Source organism: Pseudomonas serbiensis (assembly GCF_030580745.1).
Taxonomy (GTDB): Bacteria; Pseudomonadota; Gammaproteobacteria; order Pseudomonadales; family Pseudomonadaceae; genus Aquipseudomonas; species Aquipseudomonas serbiensis.
The window spans coordinates 41875-58225 of record NZ_JAUQOO010000024.1 but is presented as its reverse complement, the minus strand read 5'-3'; the positions used below and the strand labels follow the sequence as shown (position 1 = coordinate 58225).

13 protein-coding genes and 2 pseudogenes are annotated in these 16351 nt (G+C 56.1%); 7 read left to right on the top strand and 8 right to left on the bottom strand.

The window, feature by feature from the left end; genetic code table 11:
* The first annotated feature begins 40 nt into the window (after positions 1-40).
* Positions 41-1881, top strand: a pseudogene (locus Q6A51_RS24070) (autotransporter outer membrane beta-barrel domain-containing protein).
* 49 nt (positions 1882-1930) lie between these two features.
* On the opposite strand, the gene Q6A51_RS24065 reads toward Q6A51_RS24070, so the two are convergent.
* Positions 1931-2398 carry a hypothetical protein gene (locus Q6A51_RS24065; RefSeq protein ID WP_236250254.1) on the bottom strand — a complete coding sequence of 156 codons (468 nt, stop codon included), beginning with the start codon at positions 2396-2398 and terminating at the stop codon, positions 1931-1933.
* A gap of 562 nt (positions 2399-2960) precedes the next feature.
* On the opposite strand from Q6A51_RS24065, the gene Q6A51_RS24060 reads away from it, so the two are divergent.
* Entirely contained in the window at positions 2961-3638 is a 678-nt protein-coding gene (locus Q6A51_RS24060) for a hypothetical protein (protein ID WP_304575886.1), read from the top strand.
* 77 nt (positions 3639-3715) lie between these two features.
* Here the strand turns inward: Q6A51_RS24060 and Q6A51_RS24055 are convergent, their stop codons facing one another.
* From Q6A51_RS24055 to acnA, 3 genes and pseudogenes are all read right to left on the bottom strand, one after another.
* Positions 3716-5281, bottom strand: a complete 1566-nt coding sequence (locus Q6A51_RS24055; RefSeq protein ID WP_201006194.1) for a methyl-accepting chemotaxis protein — start codon at positions 5279-5281, stop codon at positions 3716-3718.
* A 109-nt stretch (positions 5282-5390) separates the two neighbouring features.
* Positions 5391-6182: pseudogene (locus Q6A51_RS24050) on the bottom strand (CPBP family intramembrane glutamic endopeptidase).
* Positions 6183-6276: 94 nt separating this feature from the next.
* The gene (gene acnA / locus Q6A51_RS24045) at positions 6277-9021 is read right to left on the bottom strand and encodes an aconitate hydratase AcnA (RefSeq protein ID WP_304575885.1); all 2745 of its coding nucleotides are present in this window, start codon (positions 9019-9021) and stop codon (positions 6277-6279) included.
* Between the two features lie 159 nt (positions 9022-9180).
* Here acnA and rlmM point away from each other — a divergent pair, with 159 nt between their 5' ends.
* The 3 genes from rlmM (at position 9181) to pdxB (ending at position 11778) form a co-directional block, all read left to right on the top strand.
* Positions 9181-10263: a 23S rRNA (cytidine(2498)-2'-O)-methyltransferase RlmM gene (rlmM, locus tag Q6A51_RS24040; protein WP_201019935.1), complete on the top strand. Its 1083-nt coding sequence runs from the start codon at positions 9181-9183 to the stop codon at positions 10261-10263.
* Between the two features lie 54 nt (positions 10264-10317).
* Positions 10318-10572, top strand: coding sequence for a sulfurtransferase TusA (tusA, locus tag Q6A51_RS24035; protein ID WP_201006201.1), 255 nt, complete (start codon positions 10318-10320; stop codon positions 10570-10572).
* 66 nt (positions 10573-10638) lie between these two features.
* On the top strand, positions 10639-11778 hold the full coding sequence (gene pdxB, locus Q6A51_RS24030) for a 4-phosphoerythronate dehydrogenase PdxB (protein ID WP_304575884.1): 1140 nt from the start codon (positions 10639-10641) through the stop codon (positions 11776-11778).
* Positions 11779-11846: 68 nt separating this feature from the next.
* On the opposite strand, the gene Q6A51_RS24025 is transcribed toward pdxB, so the two are convergent.
* On the bottom strand, positions 11847-12026 hold the full coding sequence (locus tag Q6A51_RS24025; protein ID WP_201006205.1) for a PA1571 family protein: 180 nt from the start codon (positions 12024-12026) through the stop codon (positions 11847-11849).
* 201 nt (positions 12027-12227) lie between these two features.
* Here Q6A51_RS24025 and Q6A51_RS24020 point away from each other — a divergent pair, with 201 nt between their 5' ends.
* Positions 12228-14009 carry an ABC transporter transmembrane domain-containing protein gene (locus tag Q6A51_RS24020; RefSeq protein ID WP_201019932.1) on the top strand — a complete coding sequence of 594 codons (1782 nt, stop codon included), beginning with the start codon at positions 12228-12230 and terminating at the stop codon, positions 14007-14009.
* A 43-nt stretch (positions 14010-14052) separates the two neighbouring features.
* On the opposite strand, the gene ppnP is transcribed toward Q6A51_RS24020, so the two are convergent.
* The gene (gene ppnP / locus Q6A51_RS24015) at positions 14053-14334 is read right to left on the bottom strand and encodes a pyrimidine/purine nucleoside phosphorylase (protein WP_201006209.1); all 282 of its coding nucleotides are present in this window, start codon (positions 14332-14334) and stop codon (positions 14053-14055) included.
* A gap of 83 nt (positions 14335-14417) precedes the next feature.
* Complete coding sequence (locus Q6A51_RS24010; RefSeq protein WP_201019931.1) at positions 14418-14960, bottom strand: exonuclease domain-containing protein; 543 nt, start codon at positions 14958-14960, stop codon at positions 14418-14420.
* 250 nt (positions 14961-15210) lie between these two features.
* On the opposite strand from Q6A51_RS24010, the gene Q6A51_RS24005 reads away from it, so the two are divergent.
* Positions 15211-16059 (top strand): substrate-binding periplasmic protein, encoded by an 849-nt coding sequence (locus tag Q6A51_RS24005; RefSeq protein ID WP_201006212.1) that lies wholly within the window; start codon positions 15211-15213, stop codon positions 16057-16059.
* A gap of 13 nt (positions 16060-16072) precedes the next feature.
* Here Q6A51_RS24005 and Q6A51_RS24000 read toward each other — a convergent pair whose 3' ends face one another.
* Positions 16073-16240, bottom strand: coding sequence for a DUF2897 family protein (locus tag Q6A51_RS24000; protein ID WP_201006214.1), 168 nt, complete (start codon positions 16238-16240; stop codon positions 16073-16075).
* Positions 16241-16351 lie beyond the last annotated feature (111 nt).

Genomic DNA, 16351 nt, shown 5'->3' with positions numbered 1-16351 from the left:
GATCTCGACGGGGACTGCCAAACCAGGTACATGGGCCACGATGAGTGACAGTGATATATCCGGTGTCGGCTATGGTATCGGTCTGAGCCAGTTAAGCCGGCTTGAAATGCATAATACTCAGGTTTATGGCGCTCTTTCGGCCAATGGCGAGCGAGGGAGTGGACTCTTGTTATCTGGAGGCGATGCAGTCATTACCGGAGCAAGCCATATACGGGGTGCTCTGAACGGTATCCGGATCATTGAGGGCGAGTTTGTACCGGGTAATGATAATGCCGGTGTCACCAGCAGTGCCGTGATCGATCACTCGACGATCGAAGGGATCAATGGTGCAGCAATCAGCGTCGATACATCAGATCGGTTTGGGGCTATCGCCGATATCACTGTCCAGAATGGCTCAACCCTGCTCTCCGGCAACGGTAACTTGCTGGAGGTGGTAGACCGCAACACGGCGAACTTCAAGGTCGATAACAGCAGCCTTACCGGTAACCTCTTTGCCGATGACAGCAGCACCTTGAACGTCACCTTGCAGAATCAGGCCCAGCTCACAGGTGACATCATCAATGGCAATAGCCTGGCTGTTGATTCTGGTGCCCACTGGCAAATGGTCGGTGACAACTCGGTCGAGTCACTGAGCATGGACCGCGGTGGTGTGAGTTTTGGCGAGGACGGGTTTCATACCTTGTCGTTGGGCGAGCTGTCCGGGAATGGTTTTTTTGCCATGCGAGTCGATCTGGATAACGGTGTCGGGGATCTGCTCGAAGTGAACGGACAGGCCAATGGCGAGTTCGGGTTGCGGGTCCACAACACCGGAGTCGAGGTGGTATCGCCTGATATGGAACCCTTGAAGGTCGTGCATACCGAAGGTGGCAATGCGCAGTTCAGCCTGATCGGCGGTCGGGTCGACCTTGGGACTTACTCCTATCTGCTGGAGCAGCAGGGCAATGACTGGTTCATCGTCGGTAATGACAGGACCATCAGCCCTTCAACCAGCGCGGCTCTGGCATTGTTCAATGCCGCGCCGGTGATCTGGATGAGTGAGTTGTCGACCTTGCGCAGTCGTATGGGAGAGGTGCGTGCCAGCGGCCAGGGAGGCGGGTGGATGCGTGCTTATGGCAATCGTTTCAATGCCACGACCAGTGATGGCGTCGAGTATCAGCACAAGCACCAGGGGTTGTCGCTGGGTGCGGATGCGCCGCTCGAGGTCAGCCATGGCCAGTTATTGCTGGGTGTCATGGGTGGCTACAGCAGCTCCGATCTTGACCTGAACCGTGGCACCACGGGCAAGGTCAACAGCTACTATGTCGGCGCCTATGGCACCTGGCTGCTGGATGACGGGTACTACCTGGACGGCGTACTCAAGTTCAACAACTTCCGTAACAAGTCGGATATCGCCATGAGTGATGCCAGCAAGGCCAAGGGTAATTACAGCAATAAGGGAGTGGGGGCATCGCTGGAGTTCGGGCGGCATATCGCGCTGGCCGACGATTACTTCCTGGAGCCTTTCGCTCAACTGGCCGGTGTCGTTATCCAGGGTGATCAGTACCGAATGGACAATGGCCTGCAGGCGAAAAACAGTGATACCCAGTCGGTTATAGGCAAGGTCGGCAGCTCTGTGGGGCGCAACATCGCGCTCAGGGACGGCGGTGTATTACAGCCTTATTTGCGTGTAGCGGTGGCTCAGGAGTTTTCCCGCAGCAATGACGTCAAGGTCAACGACTCGCCTTCGATAACAACCTGTTCGGTTCGCGTGCCGAGTTGGGGGCGGGCGTTTCTGTTTCATTGTCAGAGCGTCTGCAATTGCATGCTGACTTCGATTACATGAAAGGCAAGCATGTCGAGCAACCTTGGGGAGCCAATGTAGGGTTGCGACTCGCGTTTTGAGTGTTTCCCTGCCAATCAAGCCCCCGGTGAGCGATCACCGGGGGCTTTTTCATTTGCCCGGATGACGACGTTTCATGCTGCGTTTACGTCGGCGTTGTCTGGGAGTGATCGGCGCATGCTTGTTGACCGTTACGCGCAGGACGGGCGAAGTGCCGATCAAATGGTTGGCGCGATGTATTTCATAGTAGATATCCACTGGGCCGTATTGAGCGTAGGGAATGAGGTTGTAGGTAATACACAGTATTCGCACGATGGTGCTTCTACCCAAAGGATGAAGCAGTGGCGTTGAGGATTGGTGAAGGCCCCAATAGAAGACGATGAGGTCCTCACGCTGCATCAGTGGCGAGTAGGGGATATGAATGGATATACCGGCATGAATCTGTTCGCAGGTAATCGCATCAGTATTGATGGACGGCACTATCGGTGCCTTGAGGCTGGACGATATACAGGGTTGTTCCGGCAAGGCTTTTGTTTTATCGGTTGGCGGCAGTATGTCGTCTTGAGTAGGTTTGTCCATTGGGGTGCCTGTATGAAAGTTTTAATGTTCTGGATGAGGCGCTGGGGGGTGTGGACATTAAAAATACAGACAGGAATCTGGTCAAACGAGTGGCCTGGTCGATGCCTGAATAGAGTGCTTGATGATGTGCTGTTACAAATAAAGTTTCAGAGCGGGCGGGTCGCTGGTAATGGTGCGTAATAGAGCGTGATGCGTTGTTTAAAGAAGATGCATGTTTGAAATTTTTTGAAATAGGTTTCAGTTGCAGTTACAAGATTGTTGTGGGTTTGGCGTGTTTTTTACTGCGCATGGAAGCTACATACACCTCTATCAGAAAAGTCCTTCTAAAATATTTTATGGCTGTAAATTCAAATGAATTTATGCTCCGTGGTTCAATACTTGAATGAGTGTGGTTTTTATGGGGGGCGCAAGGCTCAGGCTGCTGCAGGCGCTCAGGTTCAAGGGTTTTGGTTGATGGGCGTGGCTGGGAGTGTGAAAAAATAGTTGGGCAGACAGCGAACTATTTGAAGAAAACAGCATCATATCAATGTGCCACTTTGGCATCTCGCATGGAACTTGGATCATGGCTGGTTTCTTCAAAATCCCTCGTGCTGTTTCCCGTGTTCGCGTCCTTGCTTTATTGATTGGCGGCCTGGCGTTTTCAAACGCCAATGCCGCTGTTGAACTCGATTCTTCCCGTGCCAGTAGTTCCGATAATATCGTGACGAGCTTTACCGAGTTCGGTAGAGGAACTGCCTTGCGTAACTCGGATTTCACGGTTGGCAATATTCAGGAGATAAGGGCAGGCACGAACAGTAATACCCGTGAACTGGAAAGTTTGAAGAAAGTTGTCGAGGAACAGGCCAAGGCCATTGAAGAACTCAAGCGCAATAGCAAGGCTTCTGCTTCAAGCAGCAGTTCCAGTGATAGTGAAATTTCAACTCTCAAGCGCAAGCTTGATGAGCAGAGCCGCAGCATCGATAAGTTTGAAGGGCAGGTGAATGACTTGAAGCGTAGTTCCGGGTCAAGTAACAGCTCCAGCTCAAGTGAACTGTCCAGCCTCAAGAGCAAGGTCGATGAGCAGGGGCGCGACGTGGCCAGGCTTGAGGGGCAGGTGAATGACTTGAAGCGTAGTTCAGGGTCAAGTAGCAGCTCCAGCTCAAGTGAGCTGTCCAGCCTCAAGCGTGACCTCAGCAGTCAGCAGAGTGAGTTGAGTAATGTGAAACGCTCCCTCGATGACCTTTCCCGCAAGGTGAAATAAGGCCGCACAGTTTCAAATCTCGTAAAAAAGCCCCGGTAAATCAGCATTTACCGGGGCTTGTCTTTTTCCGTGCAGGCTTATCGATTGAAGCGTTCAACCAGCGAATATTGCGAATTGGCGGTGTCGGTCAGCTCGGCGCTGAGCACTGCCGAGCGATGAGCCTCGTCGGACGTCTGGTCGGCCAGCTCGGCAATGGTGGAGATATTGCGGCTGATCTCTTCGGCCACCGAGCTTTGTTGTTCGGTGGCTGTGGCGATCTGAGTGGCCATGTCCGTGATGTTGGCGACCGCTTCGCTGATGCCCACCAGCGCCTCGTCGGCTTCCAGTACCCGCGCAACACCTTCCTCGGCCTGACGATGGCCTGAGTTCATGGTCTGCACGGCATTATTGGCAGTCTGTTGCAGTTTGGCGATCAGGCCATGGATCTGTCCGGTGGACTCAGTCGTGCGTTGTGCCAACTGACGCACCTCATCGGCTACCACGGCAAAGCCGCGGCCCATTTCCCCGGCGCGTGCCGCTTCGATGGCTGCGTTGAGTGCCAGCAGGTTGGTCTGGTCGGCAATGCCTTTGATCACATCGACCACGCCACCGATTTCATCGCTGTCCTTGGCCAGTTGCGTGACGGTCAGGCCGGTTTCGCCCACGGAAGTGGACAAGCGTTGAATCGCGTCACGGGTTTCCCCGGCAATATCACGGCCACGGAGCGTCAGTTGATTGGCCTGCTGGCTGGCATCGGCTGCCCGCTGCACATGGCTGGCGACTTGCTGGGTGGTGGTTGCCATCTGGTTGATCGCGGTTGCCACTTGTTCTGTCTCGACCCGTTGACGCTCCAGCCCGGAAGAGCTTGCATTGGCCAGCGAGTTGGATTTGCGTGCCTGGGTATTCAAGTGTTCGGCGGTGTCCTGCAAGCGGGTCAGGCAGGTTTTCAGCCGTGCTTCCTGGCTGAGGATCGACATTTCCAGACGGGCCTGCGGGCCCCGGCTGTCGGTATACATCTGCGCGATCAGCGGGTCCGAAGTGGTTTGTTCTGCCAGACGCAGCAGGCGCTTGATACCGCGCTGCTGCCAGGTCAGGCCGAGCAGGCCCAGCGGCACGGACAATACGGCGGCCAGAATGAAGCCCCAGTGAGAGTTGAGCCAGGCTCCGATCATGAAGCTCAACTGGCTGACAAGGATGAACGGCAGCCAGTCCTGCAGCACCGGCAGCCATTTATCGCGGCCAGGAATGGCCGACTTGCCTTTATTGATTCGTGCATACAGCGCTTCGGCACGCTTGATCTGTTCGGCGGTCGGTTTGACACGCACGGACTCGAAGCCAACCACCTGCTTGTTCTCGAACATTGGCGTCACATAGGCGTTGACCCAATAGTGATCGCCATTCTTGCAGCGGTTCTTGACGATACCCATCCACGGCTGGCCACGTTTCAGAGTGGTCCACATGTGCTCGAAAACGGCCGGAGGGACGTCAGGATGACGAACCAGATTATGCGGAGCCTTTATCAGCTCTTCATGACTGAAACCGGAGACTTCCTGGAAAATCTCGTTGCAGTAGGTGATCACGCCTTTGGTATCGGTGGTAGAAATCAACCGCTGTTCAGCAGGAAATGTCCGCTCACGTTGAGTGATTGGCTGGTTGTTACGCATGGCTTTCGGTCCTTCGATCCAATAGGCTTCGGAGAGTTATCGGCAAACTTACCTGTAAATTGAGCCTGTTAAGCGAAATGATTAGCGATTCATTGTCATCCATCAATGCTTATCGATTGAGCATCGGGTAGGTGAACAGGCCGAAATGCACCAGATTCAACCCCAGGTGAGTGATCACCGAGGCCAGCAGGCCACCGAACCGATAAGCGATGCCATAACCTGCCCCAGCCAGGCCCGCGAGCAATATCCACTGCCATCCCGAGCCCGCATGGGCAAGCCCGAACAGTATGGCAGCGATACTGATGGCAAGTGTGCTACCAAACCATAGTTTGTTAAAAAATTGTTGCAATGCACCTTGCAGATAAGCGCGGAAAAACAGCTCTTCGGTCAATGTCACCAGCAGTAGATTATTCAATAGCCAGAGTGTGCCGTGCTCCGGCCATTTTGCAGACCAGCCGGTTACCCCGAGGGCTATTGCCGTTGTCATGCACAGTACGCTGCTGGCGATCAGCGTGCCGGCTGCGACTTTCAGTGAGCGTGCAACGCCTGTTGACGCCAGTATCCAGGGGCAGAACAGCAGTATCCAGAAGCCGATCAGGGGTTTGTCCAGATTCAGGGACATGGAGAAGGGCGCGGCCTCAGGGCTGAAGCGAACCGCGTCGAACACTTTTGCGTTGTTGAAACCGGGCAACAGATGACTGGCCAGCGCAATGCCCGTGACAATGAAGGTGGCATGCCCAAGCCCGCGGACAATCCTGTTTCCTTACTGCCTTGCGCAAAGCCCTGCAATAAGCAGAACGCCGACAGCCAGGGCCGCGGGCCACTCCAGTTGCCCGTAAAACAGGGCAATGGAGTAGCCGAGGCCAAGCAGGCCGAAAAATACCCACAGCCTTGGTGCCATTGAGAATCTCCTGAAGCAAAAGCGGAGATTCTAGGGGGTTCCACCGGGCGTGTGCGGTATCAATAGATATTGGCCATGCATCATTTTCACGACGTCACGACGCAATCAACTGCCTCAACACGTAATGCAGAATGCCTCCTGCCTTGAAGTATTCGACTTCGTTGAGGGTGTCGATCCGGCATAGTACGTCCAGATTTTCCTGGCTGCCGTCTTCCCGGGTGATCTTGAGCGTCAGGTTCATGCCCGGCTGCACCTCTGCATGTGTCAGCCCGCTGATTTCCAGTGTCTCCTTGCCCGTCAGCTTCAGGGATTTGCGGTTCTGGTCATTTTTGAATTGCAGGGGCAGCACGCCCATCCCTACCAGATTGGAGCGATGAATCCGCTCAAAGCTTTCGGCGATGACGGCTTTTACGCCCAGAAGGTTCGTACCTTTGGCTGCCCAGTCGCGGCTTGAGCCGGTGCCGTATTCCTGGCCCGCGATAATCACCAGTGGCGTGCCTTCTGCCTGATAGCGCATCGCGGCGTCGTAGATGGCCAGCTTTTCGCCGCTGGGTACGTGAAGGGTATTGCCGCCTTCCTCGCCGCCGAGCATTTCATTGCGAATGCGGATATTGGCGAAGGTGCCGCGCATCATCACTTCATGGTTGCCACGACGTGATCCGTAGGAGTTGAAGTCCTTGGGTTCTACGCCCTGATCGCGCAGGTAGCGTCCGGCCGGGCTTTCAGTCTTGATATTGCCCGCCGGGGAAATATGGTCAGTGGTGACCGAGTCACCCAGCAGTGCCAGGATCCGTGCGTCTTGAATATCTTCGATCACCGGCAAAGGGCCGGCAATTTCTGCAAAGAACGGCGGATGCTGAATATAGGTGGAGTCCGGCTGCCAGACATAGGTGGCCGCCTGAGGGACTTCGATGGCCTGCCATTGTTCGTCACCGGCAAAGACCTCGGCGTACTCCTTGTGAAACATGCTGGTGTTGACGCTTTCTACTGCCTCGGCGATTTCTTTCTGGCTGGGCCAGATATCGCGCAGGTAAACCGGTTTGCCGTCCGAACCTTCACCCAGCGGTTCGCTACTGATATCGATGCGCACACTACCTGCCAAGGCATAGGCCACAACCAGCGGTGGTGACGCCAGCCAGTTGGTCTTGACCAATGGGTGTACGCGGCCCTCGAAATTGCGGTTACCGGACAATACCGAGGCCACGGTCAGGTCCGAGTTCTGGATGGCGTTCTCTATGGGCTCAAGCAGTGGCCCGGAATTACCGATGCAGGTGGTACAGCCATAACCCACCAGATCGAAGCCCAATGCATCAAGGTATTGCGTCAGGCCAGCGGCCTTGTAGTAATCGGTGACGACCTTGGAGCCGGGAGCCAGCGAGCTTTTTACCCAAGGCTTGCGCTTGAGGCCTTTTTCCACTGCTTTTTTCGCCACCAGCCCGGCTGCCATCATCACGCTGGGGTTGGAGGTGTTGGTGCAGGACGTAATGGCCGCGATAACGACTGCGCCGTCTTTCAGGCGATAAGTCTGGCCGTTGTGCTCATATTCAGCTTCGCCGCTGAGCTGTTCGGCATTGCCCACGGCCACGCCACCGCCGCCTTCGCTTTCCAGGCGACCTTCTTCTGTGCGGGCAGGTTTGACCTGCAGGCCGAGAAAGTCATCGAATGCCTGGGCGACGGCAGGCAGATCGACTCTGTCCTGCGGACGTTTCGGCCCCGCCAGGCTGGCCTGTACAGTGCTCATGTCCAGTTCCAGGCTGTCGGTGAACACAGGCTCCTTGCCAGGCAGTCGCCACAGGCCCTGCGCCTTGCAATAAGCTTCCACCAGCTTCACCGTTTCATCCGGGCGGCCGGAAAGGCGCAGGTAATCCAGCGTTACATCATCCACCGGGAAGAAACCGCAGGTTGCACCATATTCGGGTGCCATGTTGGCAATGGTTGCGCGGTCAGCCAGCGGCAGGTCGGCCAGCCCGTCGCCATGGAATTCGACGAATTTCCCGACCACGCCTTTCTTGCGCAGCATCTGGGTGACGGTCAGCACCAGATCCGTCGCGGTGATGCCTTCCTTGAGCTTTCCGGTCAGTTTGAAACCGATCACTTCCGGGATCAGCATCGACACCGGCTGGCCGAGCATGGCCGCTTCGGCTTCGATCCCGCCCACGCCCCAACCCAGCACACCCAGGCCGTTGATCATGGTGGTGTGGGAGTCGGTGCCGACCAGGGTGTCGGGGAATGCATAAGTGCGGCCATCCTCTTCCTTGGTCCAGACCGTGCGGCCCAGGTATTCCAGGTTCACCTGATGGCAGATTCCGGTGCCCGGCGGTACGACGCTGAAGTTATCGAAGGCGCTCTGGCCCCAGCGCAGGAAGGCATAACGTTCTCCGTTGCGCTGCATTTCAATATCGACGTTGTCGCTGAAGGCGTCGGGATCGCCAAACCGGTCCACCATGACCGAGTGATCGATGACCAGATCAACCGGCGATAGCGGGTTGATACGCTGTGGGTCGCCACCGGCCTTGGCCACGGCGGCGCGCATTGCGGCCAGATCCACCACAGCGGGCACGCCGGTAAAGTCCTGCATCAGAACCCTGGCCGGGCGGTACTGAATTTCGCGGTCCGAACGGCGTTCGGTCAGCCAGGCCGCAAGGGCCTTCAAGTCGGCTCCGGTGACGGTCTTGTTGTCTTCCCAGCGCAACAGGTTTTCCAGCAGCACTTTGAGCGACATGGGCAGCTTGTCCAGGTCACCCAATGATTTGGCGGCTTCCGGCAGGCTGAAGTAGTGATAGGTCTTGTTATCGATTTCGAGTGTTTTCAGGCTTTTCAGGCTATCCAGGGAGGGCATGAATGACTCCTTAAAGAGTTATGCAAGCGGTACTGGCTCCATGCAACAGGTCGGGAGCGCAGTCCGAGGCTCGACATTCTGTGGACTGTCGGGCTGCGCCAGTGGTTCCTGATTGGGCTATCATGCGCGGCTTTCAAGTCTGCGGGGCCGTGAGTCACCATGAATACGCTGTTTATGCATTGTCGACCCGGTTTTGAGAGCGAGGTCTGTTCGGAGATATCCGACCATGCTGCACGCCTGAACGTGGCAGGTTATGCCAAGGCCAAGCCCGATACGGCCTGTGCCGAATTCATTTGCACTGAAGAGGATGGTGCCCGGCGTCTGATGAGCGGTCAGCGTTTTGATCGCTTGATCTTCCCTCGGCAGTGGGCTCGGGGAGTCTTTCTCGATTTACCTGAAACCGACCGCATCAGTGTGATCCTGGCTCATATGGCGAGTTTTCCTGTCTGCGGCAGCGTGTGGCTGGAAGTGGTCGACACCAACGATGGCAAGGAACTGTCGAATTTCTGCAAGAAATTCGAGGCTCCGCTGCGCAAGGCGCTGACCCAGGCGGGCAAGCTGGTGGACGATTCGCGCAAGCCGCGTCTGTTGCTGACCTTCAAGAGTGGCCGAGAGGTGTTTCTCGGTCTGGCCGAGGCAGATAACTCGGCGATGTGGCCCATGGGGATTCCGCGTCTGAAGTTTCCTCGTGAAGCGCCAAGCCGTTCGACCCTGAAACTCGAAGAGGCCTGGCATCACTTTATCCCGCGTCAGGAGTGGGATGAGCGCCTGTCCAGCGACATGACCGGCGTAGACCTGGGGGCGGCGCCGGGTGGCTGGACCTATCAACTGGTGCGTCGTGGCATGCTGGTAACGGCCATCGATAACGGACCGATGGCCGAAAGCCTGATGGATACCGGTCTGGTGCAGCATTTGATGGCCGATGGTTTTACCTACAAGCCTCGCCAGACAGTGGACTGGATGGTCTGCGACATCGTCGAAAAACCGGCACGTAACGCCGCCTTGCTGGAAACCTGGCTGGGAGAGGGTCTGTGCCGTGAGGCCGTGGTCAATCTCAAACTGCCCATGAAGCAGCGTTACGCTGAAGTGCGTCGGCTGCTTGATCGTATCGAGGAAGGGTTCCAGGCGCGTGGTGTCAGGGTTTCGATTGGCTGCAAGCAGCTTTATCACGACCGCGAGGAAGTGACCTGCCACCTGCGTAGGCTGGACGTTGCCAAGCCAGCCCGCCCGCGCAAGGGCTGATTGGCCTGATTGAATCAATTGAGCGACAATTGCCGCCAGTTTTTGGAGTGCCTCATGTCTGAACCCATCGAAAACCAGCCTGTTGATGCAACCCTGGATGCCAGCGGCCTCAATTGTCCTGAACCTGTGATGATGTTGCATCAGAAGGTTCGTGACCTGCATGCCGGTGGCCTGCTCAAGGTGATCGCCACGGACCCTTCGACCCGTCGTGACATTCCCAAGTTTTGTGTGTTTCTAGGGCATGAACTGGTCGAACAACAGACCGATGGCGGTACTTTTCTCTACTGGATTCGCAAGAAACAGGATTGAGGCAGGTTTTACCTGCCGCAATCGTGTTTCACTACGGGTTATCCCTCAGTTACCAGAGACTCTTTCATGCGCATTGTCGCTGACGAAAATATCCCGCTGCTTGATGCCTTTTTCGCTCATTTTGGCGAGATACGCCGTCTGCCGGGGCGCTCTATCGATCGGGCCGCGGTTGCCGATGCCGATATCCTGCTGGTGCGCTCGGTGACAAACGTTGACCGCACGATGCTTGAAGGCAGCCCGGTGCGTTTCGTCGGGACCTGCACCATTGGGACGGACCATCTGGATCTGGAGTATTTCCAGCAGGCGGGCATTCAATGGTCCAGCGCTCCTGGCTGCAATGCCCGAGGCGTTGTGGATTATGTATTGGGCAGTTTGCTGACCCTGGCCGAAATCGAAGGTGCAGACCTCAAGCAGCGCACTTATGGTGTCGTGGGTGCAGGTCAGGTGGGTGGCCGCCTGATCAAGGTGTTGAAGGCTCTGGGCTGGAACGTACTGGTCTGTGATCCGCCTCGGGCTGGCGAGGGCGGCGAGTTCGTCAGCCTGGACGATATCGTTGAGCGCTGCGATGTCATCAGCCTGCACACGCCTTTGACCAGGGTGGGGGAGCAGCCAACCTGGCATCTGTTCGATAAGTCGCGGTTACTTCAGCTCAGGCAGGGTGCCTGGCTTATCAATGCCAGTCGTGGTGCAGTGATCGATAACGTTGCGCTGCATGATGTCCTGCTTGAGCGTGAAGACCTGCAAGCGGTACTCGATGTATGGGAAGGCGAACCTCAGGTCAACGTGCCGCTGGCGGATCTGTGCGTGATCGGCACGCCGCATATTGCAGGCTACAGCCTTGATGGCAGGCAGCGTGGAACCGCGCAGATCTATCAGGCGCTCTGTGCCTTTCTCGATCAGCCGGCAACCATTCTTCTGGACGATCTGCTGCCTCGGCCCTGGCTGGCGCAAGTCAGCCTGGACGGGCAAACCGATCCTGTCTGGGCACTGAACATGCTGTGCAGGGGGGTCTATGATCCGCGTCGCGACGATGCCGATTTCCGTCGCAGCCTGGTGAACGATACCGCCAGCCAGCGTCTGGCTTTCGATGCCTTGCGCAAGCACTACCCGCCACGTCGGGAAATCGAGGGTTTGAAAGTCCGGCTGGAAGGCGATTCGCAGGCCTTGAAGCAGATGGTCTTGGCGCTGGGTGCATCGCTTGTCTGAACAGGCACACAGGATTCAAGGCAGAAAAAACCCGACACTGGGTCGGGTTCTGAAAAATGGGGTGATGCTTAATTATTCTGCTTTGCAGGCGTGACCCAGAACTTTTCGCATTCCTGGCAGGCAGCCTGAACCATTTCTTCGGTAATGAGGACTTCGTGTCCATCCTTGTCGAGCACAGCGCCACCTACAGAGAGGTCGGGGGTGGATCGAACGACCTGGACTTGATTGCTGCTTTCTTGCACGTTCATAGTCTTTCTCCTTGATCAGGTGTTACATCTAAACTACCCGCGTTTGATGACCGTGCAGTGACACTTCCAGTCGCAAGCGGAGTCCCAGTGCAACAGAAATGATATAAAACCGCCAGTATTTGCTTAGATCGATCCTTTCTAGAAGAGAAGCAAGGCGTCATAACGCTTGGCTTTCCTGCCCCCCATACAGGTTTAATGATTATGTCGTCGGTGTTTTCCATCGCTCAGCGGCCTTCTATCCGTCTGGCTCTGAGTTTTCTCGTCCCTTACCGCTGGCAGGCTTTGGGGGCATTGCTGGCCTTGATCATTACGGCAGGTCTCATGCTCTTCATGGGGCAGGGCATCAAGATGATCGTGGATCAGGGGTTCGTGACGGGCTCGGCTGAACAACTTGAGCGATCCATCGGTTTTTTCCTGCTGGTGACTGTGGGGTTGTCGATCGGCACCTTTACCCGCTTTTATCTGGTGTCCTGGATCGGCGAGCGGGTTGTGGCGGATTTGCGCAATCGCGTATTCGAGCACCTGATCAATCTGCATCCGGCTTTCTATGAAAATAACCGCAGCTCGGAAATCCAGTCCCGCCTGACGGCAGATACCACCTTGCTGCAGTCGGTGGTGGGGTCGTCTCTGTCGGTATTCCTGCGCAGTGCGCTGATGGTGATTGGCGGCATCATTCTTTTGTTCATCACCAACCCGAAGCTGACCAGTATCGTGGTGCTCACCTTGCCACTGGTGATCGTGCCAATCCTGGTATTCGGTCGCCGGGTGCGTCGTCTGTCTCGAGAGACGCAGGACCGTGTGGCTGATGTAGGCAGTTATGTCGCCGAAGCGCTGAGGCAGATCAAGACCGTTCAGGCGTATAACCACCAGGAGCACGACAAGGCGCATTTTTCCCGGACGGTCGAGAATGCCTTCGGTACGGCACGCAAGTATATCTTGCAAAGGTCCTGGCTGATTACCATCGTGATCTCGCTGGTACTGGGTGCTGTTGGCGTGATCCTGTGGGTTGGCGGGATGGACGTGATCAAGGGCACCATCAGCAGCGGTGAATTATCGGCCTTTGTGTTTTACGCCCTTCTGGTAGGCACTTCCTTTGGTTCGCTGAGTGAGGTGATTGGCGAGTTGCAGCGCGGCGTGGGTGCTGCCGAGCGCATCAGCGAACTGCTTCAGGTCTGTAGCGAAATCACACCTCCAGCCAGCGGCCTGCTTTGTCTGCCGGGCAGAATCAGTGGTCGTCTGGCGTTCGAGGGCGTCAGTTTTGCCTACCCGTCACGGCTCGATCACAATGCGGTCGACGATCTGACCCTGAGCATCGTGGCCGGTGAAACCATCGCGCTGGTCGGTCCATCGGGGGCGGGCAAGTCCACGCTGTTCGATTTGTTGCTGCGTTTCTACGATCCTCAGCAGGGCCGCATCCTGATTGAAGGGACCCCCATTCTTCAGCTTGATCCTCAAGACCTGCGTCGCAACTTTGCCCTCGTTTCACAGACGCCAGCCTTGTTCTTCGGCAGTGTCGAAGACAACATTCGCTATGGCAACTCAGAGGCCAGTATCGAGCAGGTGGAAGCCGCAGCGCGCATTGCTCATGCCCATGAGTTCATCATGCAAATGGCTGATGGCTACAAGACCCATCTGGGGGATGGCGGCCTTGGGTTGTCCGGTGGTCAGCGGCAGCGTCTGGCGATTGCCAGGGCATTGCTGGTCGATGCACCGATTCTGTTGCTGGATGAAGCGACCAGTGCGCTGGATGCTCAAAGCGAGCACCTTATCCAGCAGGCGCTGCCAAGCCTGATGAAGGGGCGTACGACGCTGGTTATCGCCCATCGACTGGCCACGGTACAGAATGCCGACCGTATTGCAGTCATCGATCAGGGGCGTCTGGTGGCGGTGGGGACGCATCAGCAACTGATAGCCGGCAATGCGCTGTATGCGCGTCTTGCGGCACTTCAGTTTAATGTGCAGATGGAAGGCGAGATGGGTTGAGGCTTTGGCTGGCTGCGTGTCTGGCACGCAGCCTTGGCTTTACTCAGCGGTATTCGCACAGGTAAGCAGTATCGACACTTACCTTCAACTGAAACTTGCTGTTGGCCGGTACATTGAACTGGCTGCCGGTGCTGAAGGTTTCCCAGTCAGTGCTGTCCGGTAGCTTGACGATCAGTTCGCCGGAGATGACATGCATGATTTCGCGTTGTGCAGTGCCGAACTCATATTCGCCCGCTGCCATCACACCAATGGTGGCCTGGCCTTCCGTCTGACTGAAAGCGATGGATTTGACAGTGCCGTCGAAGTATTCATTGACCTTGAACATGCGAGATTCCTTGGTGAAAGGGCTGAAAAGGGTCGAATAGTATGCCCAAGGTATCAACCATCGTCACTTGGCAATCCTGATATTCAATTGGGAAGAATCAGCGGCAGCAGTCTGGCGGTGTTGCGTGCATCGACCAGAGCGCGGTGTTGCTGGCCGCTGAACTGCATGCCGGCCAGTTGCAGCGCGCTGTTGAGCCCCGGCGCGCGTTGTAGTTGGCGGGCCTCGGCGAAGCGCTGCTTCAGGTTCACATAGGGCATCTCGCTCAGGGCGCTTTGCAGATGATGCTGGCGCCACTGCTCCTCCAGTTGCCTGCGGTCGTAATCGCCCCAGCTGGCCCAGCCGACAACACGGGCCTGATGATGGCTGAGCCAGCGCTCGAATTGTGGCCATACGCTGGTCAGCGGTGCGGCGCTGTCGATATTGCTTTGGCTGATGTGGGTCAGTTCTCGGCAGAAGTGCGTCAGCAAGGGGCGGCGTGCGGGGCGTACGAAGCGCTCGAAATGATCCAGTTCGCGTCCGTCCTGATTCACCAGCGTTGCACCGATCTCGATGATTTCCATTTCTGCGACCGGCCATCCGCCTTCCTCGGTGGTAGCCTCCAGGTCGATCACCAGCCAATGCGGCATTATGAAGCTCCATCCAACAGTTTGAGTGAGATCAGAGTAGCCATATTCATTCGGCTATGCTCGATAAGGTTTTGCCACGGGGTTGCCGATACTTCAATCGACCGTTGAATACTCCTTGAGTGCCTTGTCTTTTGTCGCCATTCACCTGTCGGCTTTCATGGCGCATCCGATTATGCCGATTCATTGATTTGGTAGTTGTTTAAACTGCTGAAAGCGCATAGCGTGTGGCGTTTTTGACCGATACCTTTTCATGAAGACGCACGCAGTAATAACCGATGTGTTGTTGCGCAGGGGAGCGATGCTGATTGTATCGCTGTTATTGAGCTGGCAGGTTCAAGCCGCTCAAGTCGTGCAGGTTGCGGCCGTGCATTTTCCGCCCTATATGATTCGCCCTGAAAGAGGCAATGATACCGGGCTTCTGCCCAAGCTTATCGAGGCCTTGAATGCCAGTCAGCACGACTACGAGTTCGTGGTGGTGCCGACTTCCGTGCAGCGTCGCTTTCGTGACTTTGCACAAGGTCGCTTCGACATTGCCATTTTTGAAAACCCGGACTGGGGTTGGAAAAGTGTTGCCTATGACAAAGTGGATATGGGGCTGGAAGATGCCGAAGTCTTTGTTGCCCGACGGGCGGAAGGGCGTCAGCAGAGTTATTTCGACGACCTGTCCGATAAACGCCTGGCTCTGTTCAGTGGTTATCACTATGGGTTTGCCAACTTCAATGCCGACCCGAAGTTTCTGAGCGAGAACTTCAACGTCACGCTGACCTATTCACATGACAGCAATTTATTGATGGTCATACGCGAACGTGTGGATATTGCGCCGGTAACGCGCTCTTACCTGGTGGATTTCATGGCGCACAACCCGACCGAAGCCGAGCAGTTTCTGGTGTCCGAGCGGGTGGATCAGCTCTATCGTCAATATGCACTGTTGCGTCCGGGTGGCAGCATCAGCGCAACGAAGTTTGATCAGTTGTTGCAGCAGTTGCGTGACAGTGGGGCGTTCGCGAAGATCTTCGAGCCTCTGCACATAAAGGTATTGGCCGTGCCTCCTTACTCGGCTGCGCAAGACAAGGCAGCGAGCAAGAAGGCTGGAAGGTGAGAGAAGGCCAGGATCACTGATCCTTGGCTTCCTTGGCATCCATCTGCGCATTACGTTCATGAATACGCTTGAGCTGCTCTTCGGTCAGAGGCAGCTTTTGTGCTGTGTCGCGCAGTAACATCAGGCCGCCGACGATGGAGCCAATTGCAACGATCAGAATCAACCAGGCATACCAGGGCATAGCACTCTCCTTGTAGTCATACCGGTTTGAGCAAGGTGTTGCCCAATGGTTCAAGTGTATGCGCTCTGGAAGGGCCGCGTGAAACCGTGATGGTTTCACGCGGCCTTTTGC

Bases quoted from the DNA above. Each gene is read 5' to 3' on its own strand.
- Q6A51_RS24065 (WP_236250254.1), bottom strand. From the start codon at position 2,398: ATGGACAAACCTACTCAAGACGACATACTGCCGCCAACCGATAAAACA.
- Q6A51_RS24060 (WP_304575886.1), top strand. From the start codon at position 2,961: ATGGCTGGTTTCTTCAAAATCCCTCGTGCTGTTTCCCGTGTTCGCGTC.
- Q6A51_RS24055 (WP_201006194.1), bottom strand. From the start codon at position 5,281: ATGCGTAACAACCAGCCAATCACTCAACGTGAGCGGACATTTCCTGCT.
- acnA (WP_304575885.1), bottom strand. From the start codon at position 9,021: ATGCCCTCCCTGGATAGCCTGAAAAGCCTGAAAACACTCGAAATCGAT.
- rlmM (WP_201019935.1), top strand. From the start codon at position 9,181: ATGAATACGCTGTTTATGCATTGTCGACCCGGTTTTGAGAGCGAGGTC.
- tusA (WP_201006201.1), top strand. From the start codon at position 10,318: ATGTCTGAACCCATCGAAAACCAGCCTGTTGATGCAACCCTGGATGCC.
- pdxB (WP_304575884.1), top strand. From the start codon at position 10,639: ATGCGCATTGTCGCTGACGAAAATATCCCGCTGCTTGATGCCTTTTTC.
- Q6A51_RS24025 (WP_201006205.1), bottom strand. From the start codon at position 12,026: ATGAACGTGCAAGAAAGCAGCAATCAAGTCCAGGTCGTTCGATCCACC.
- Q6A51_RS24020 (WP_201019932.1), top strand. From the start codon at position 12,228: ATGTCGTCGGTGTTTTCCATCGCTCAGCGGCCTTCTATCCGTCTGGCT.
- ppnP (WP_201006209.1), bottom strand. From the start codon at position 14,334: ATGTTCAAGGTCAATGAATACTTCGACGGCACTGTCAAATCCATCGCT.
- Q6A51_RS24010 (WP_201019931.1), bottom strand. From the start codon at position 14,960: ATGCCGCATTGGCTGGTGATCGACCTGGAGGCTACCACCGAGGAAGGC.
- Q6A51_RS24005 (WP_201006212.1), top strand. From the start codon at position 15,211: ATGAAGACGCACGCAGTAATAACCGATGTGTTGTTGCGCAGGGGAGCG.
- Q6A51_RS24000 (WP_201006214.1), bottom strand. From the start codon at position 16,240: ATGCCCTGGTATGCCTGGTTGATTCTGATCGTTGCAATTGGCTCCATC.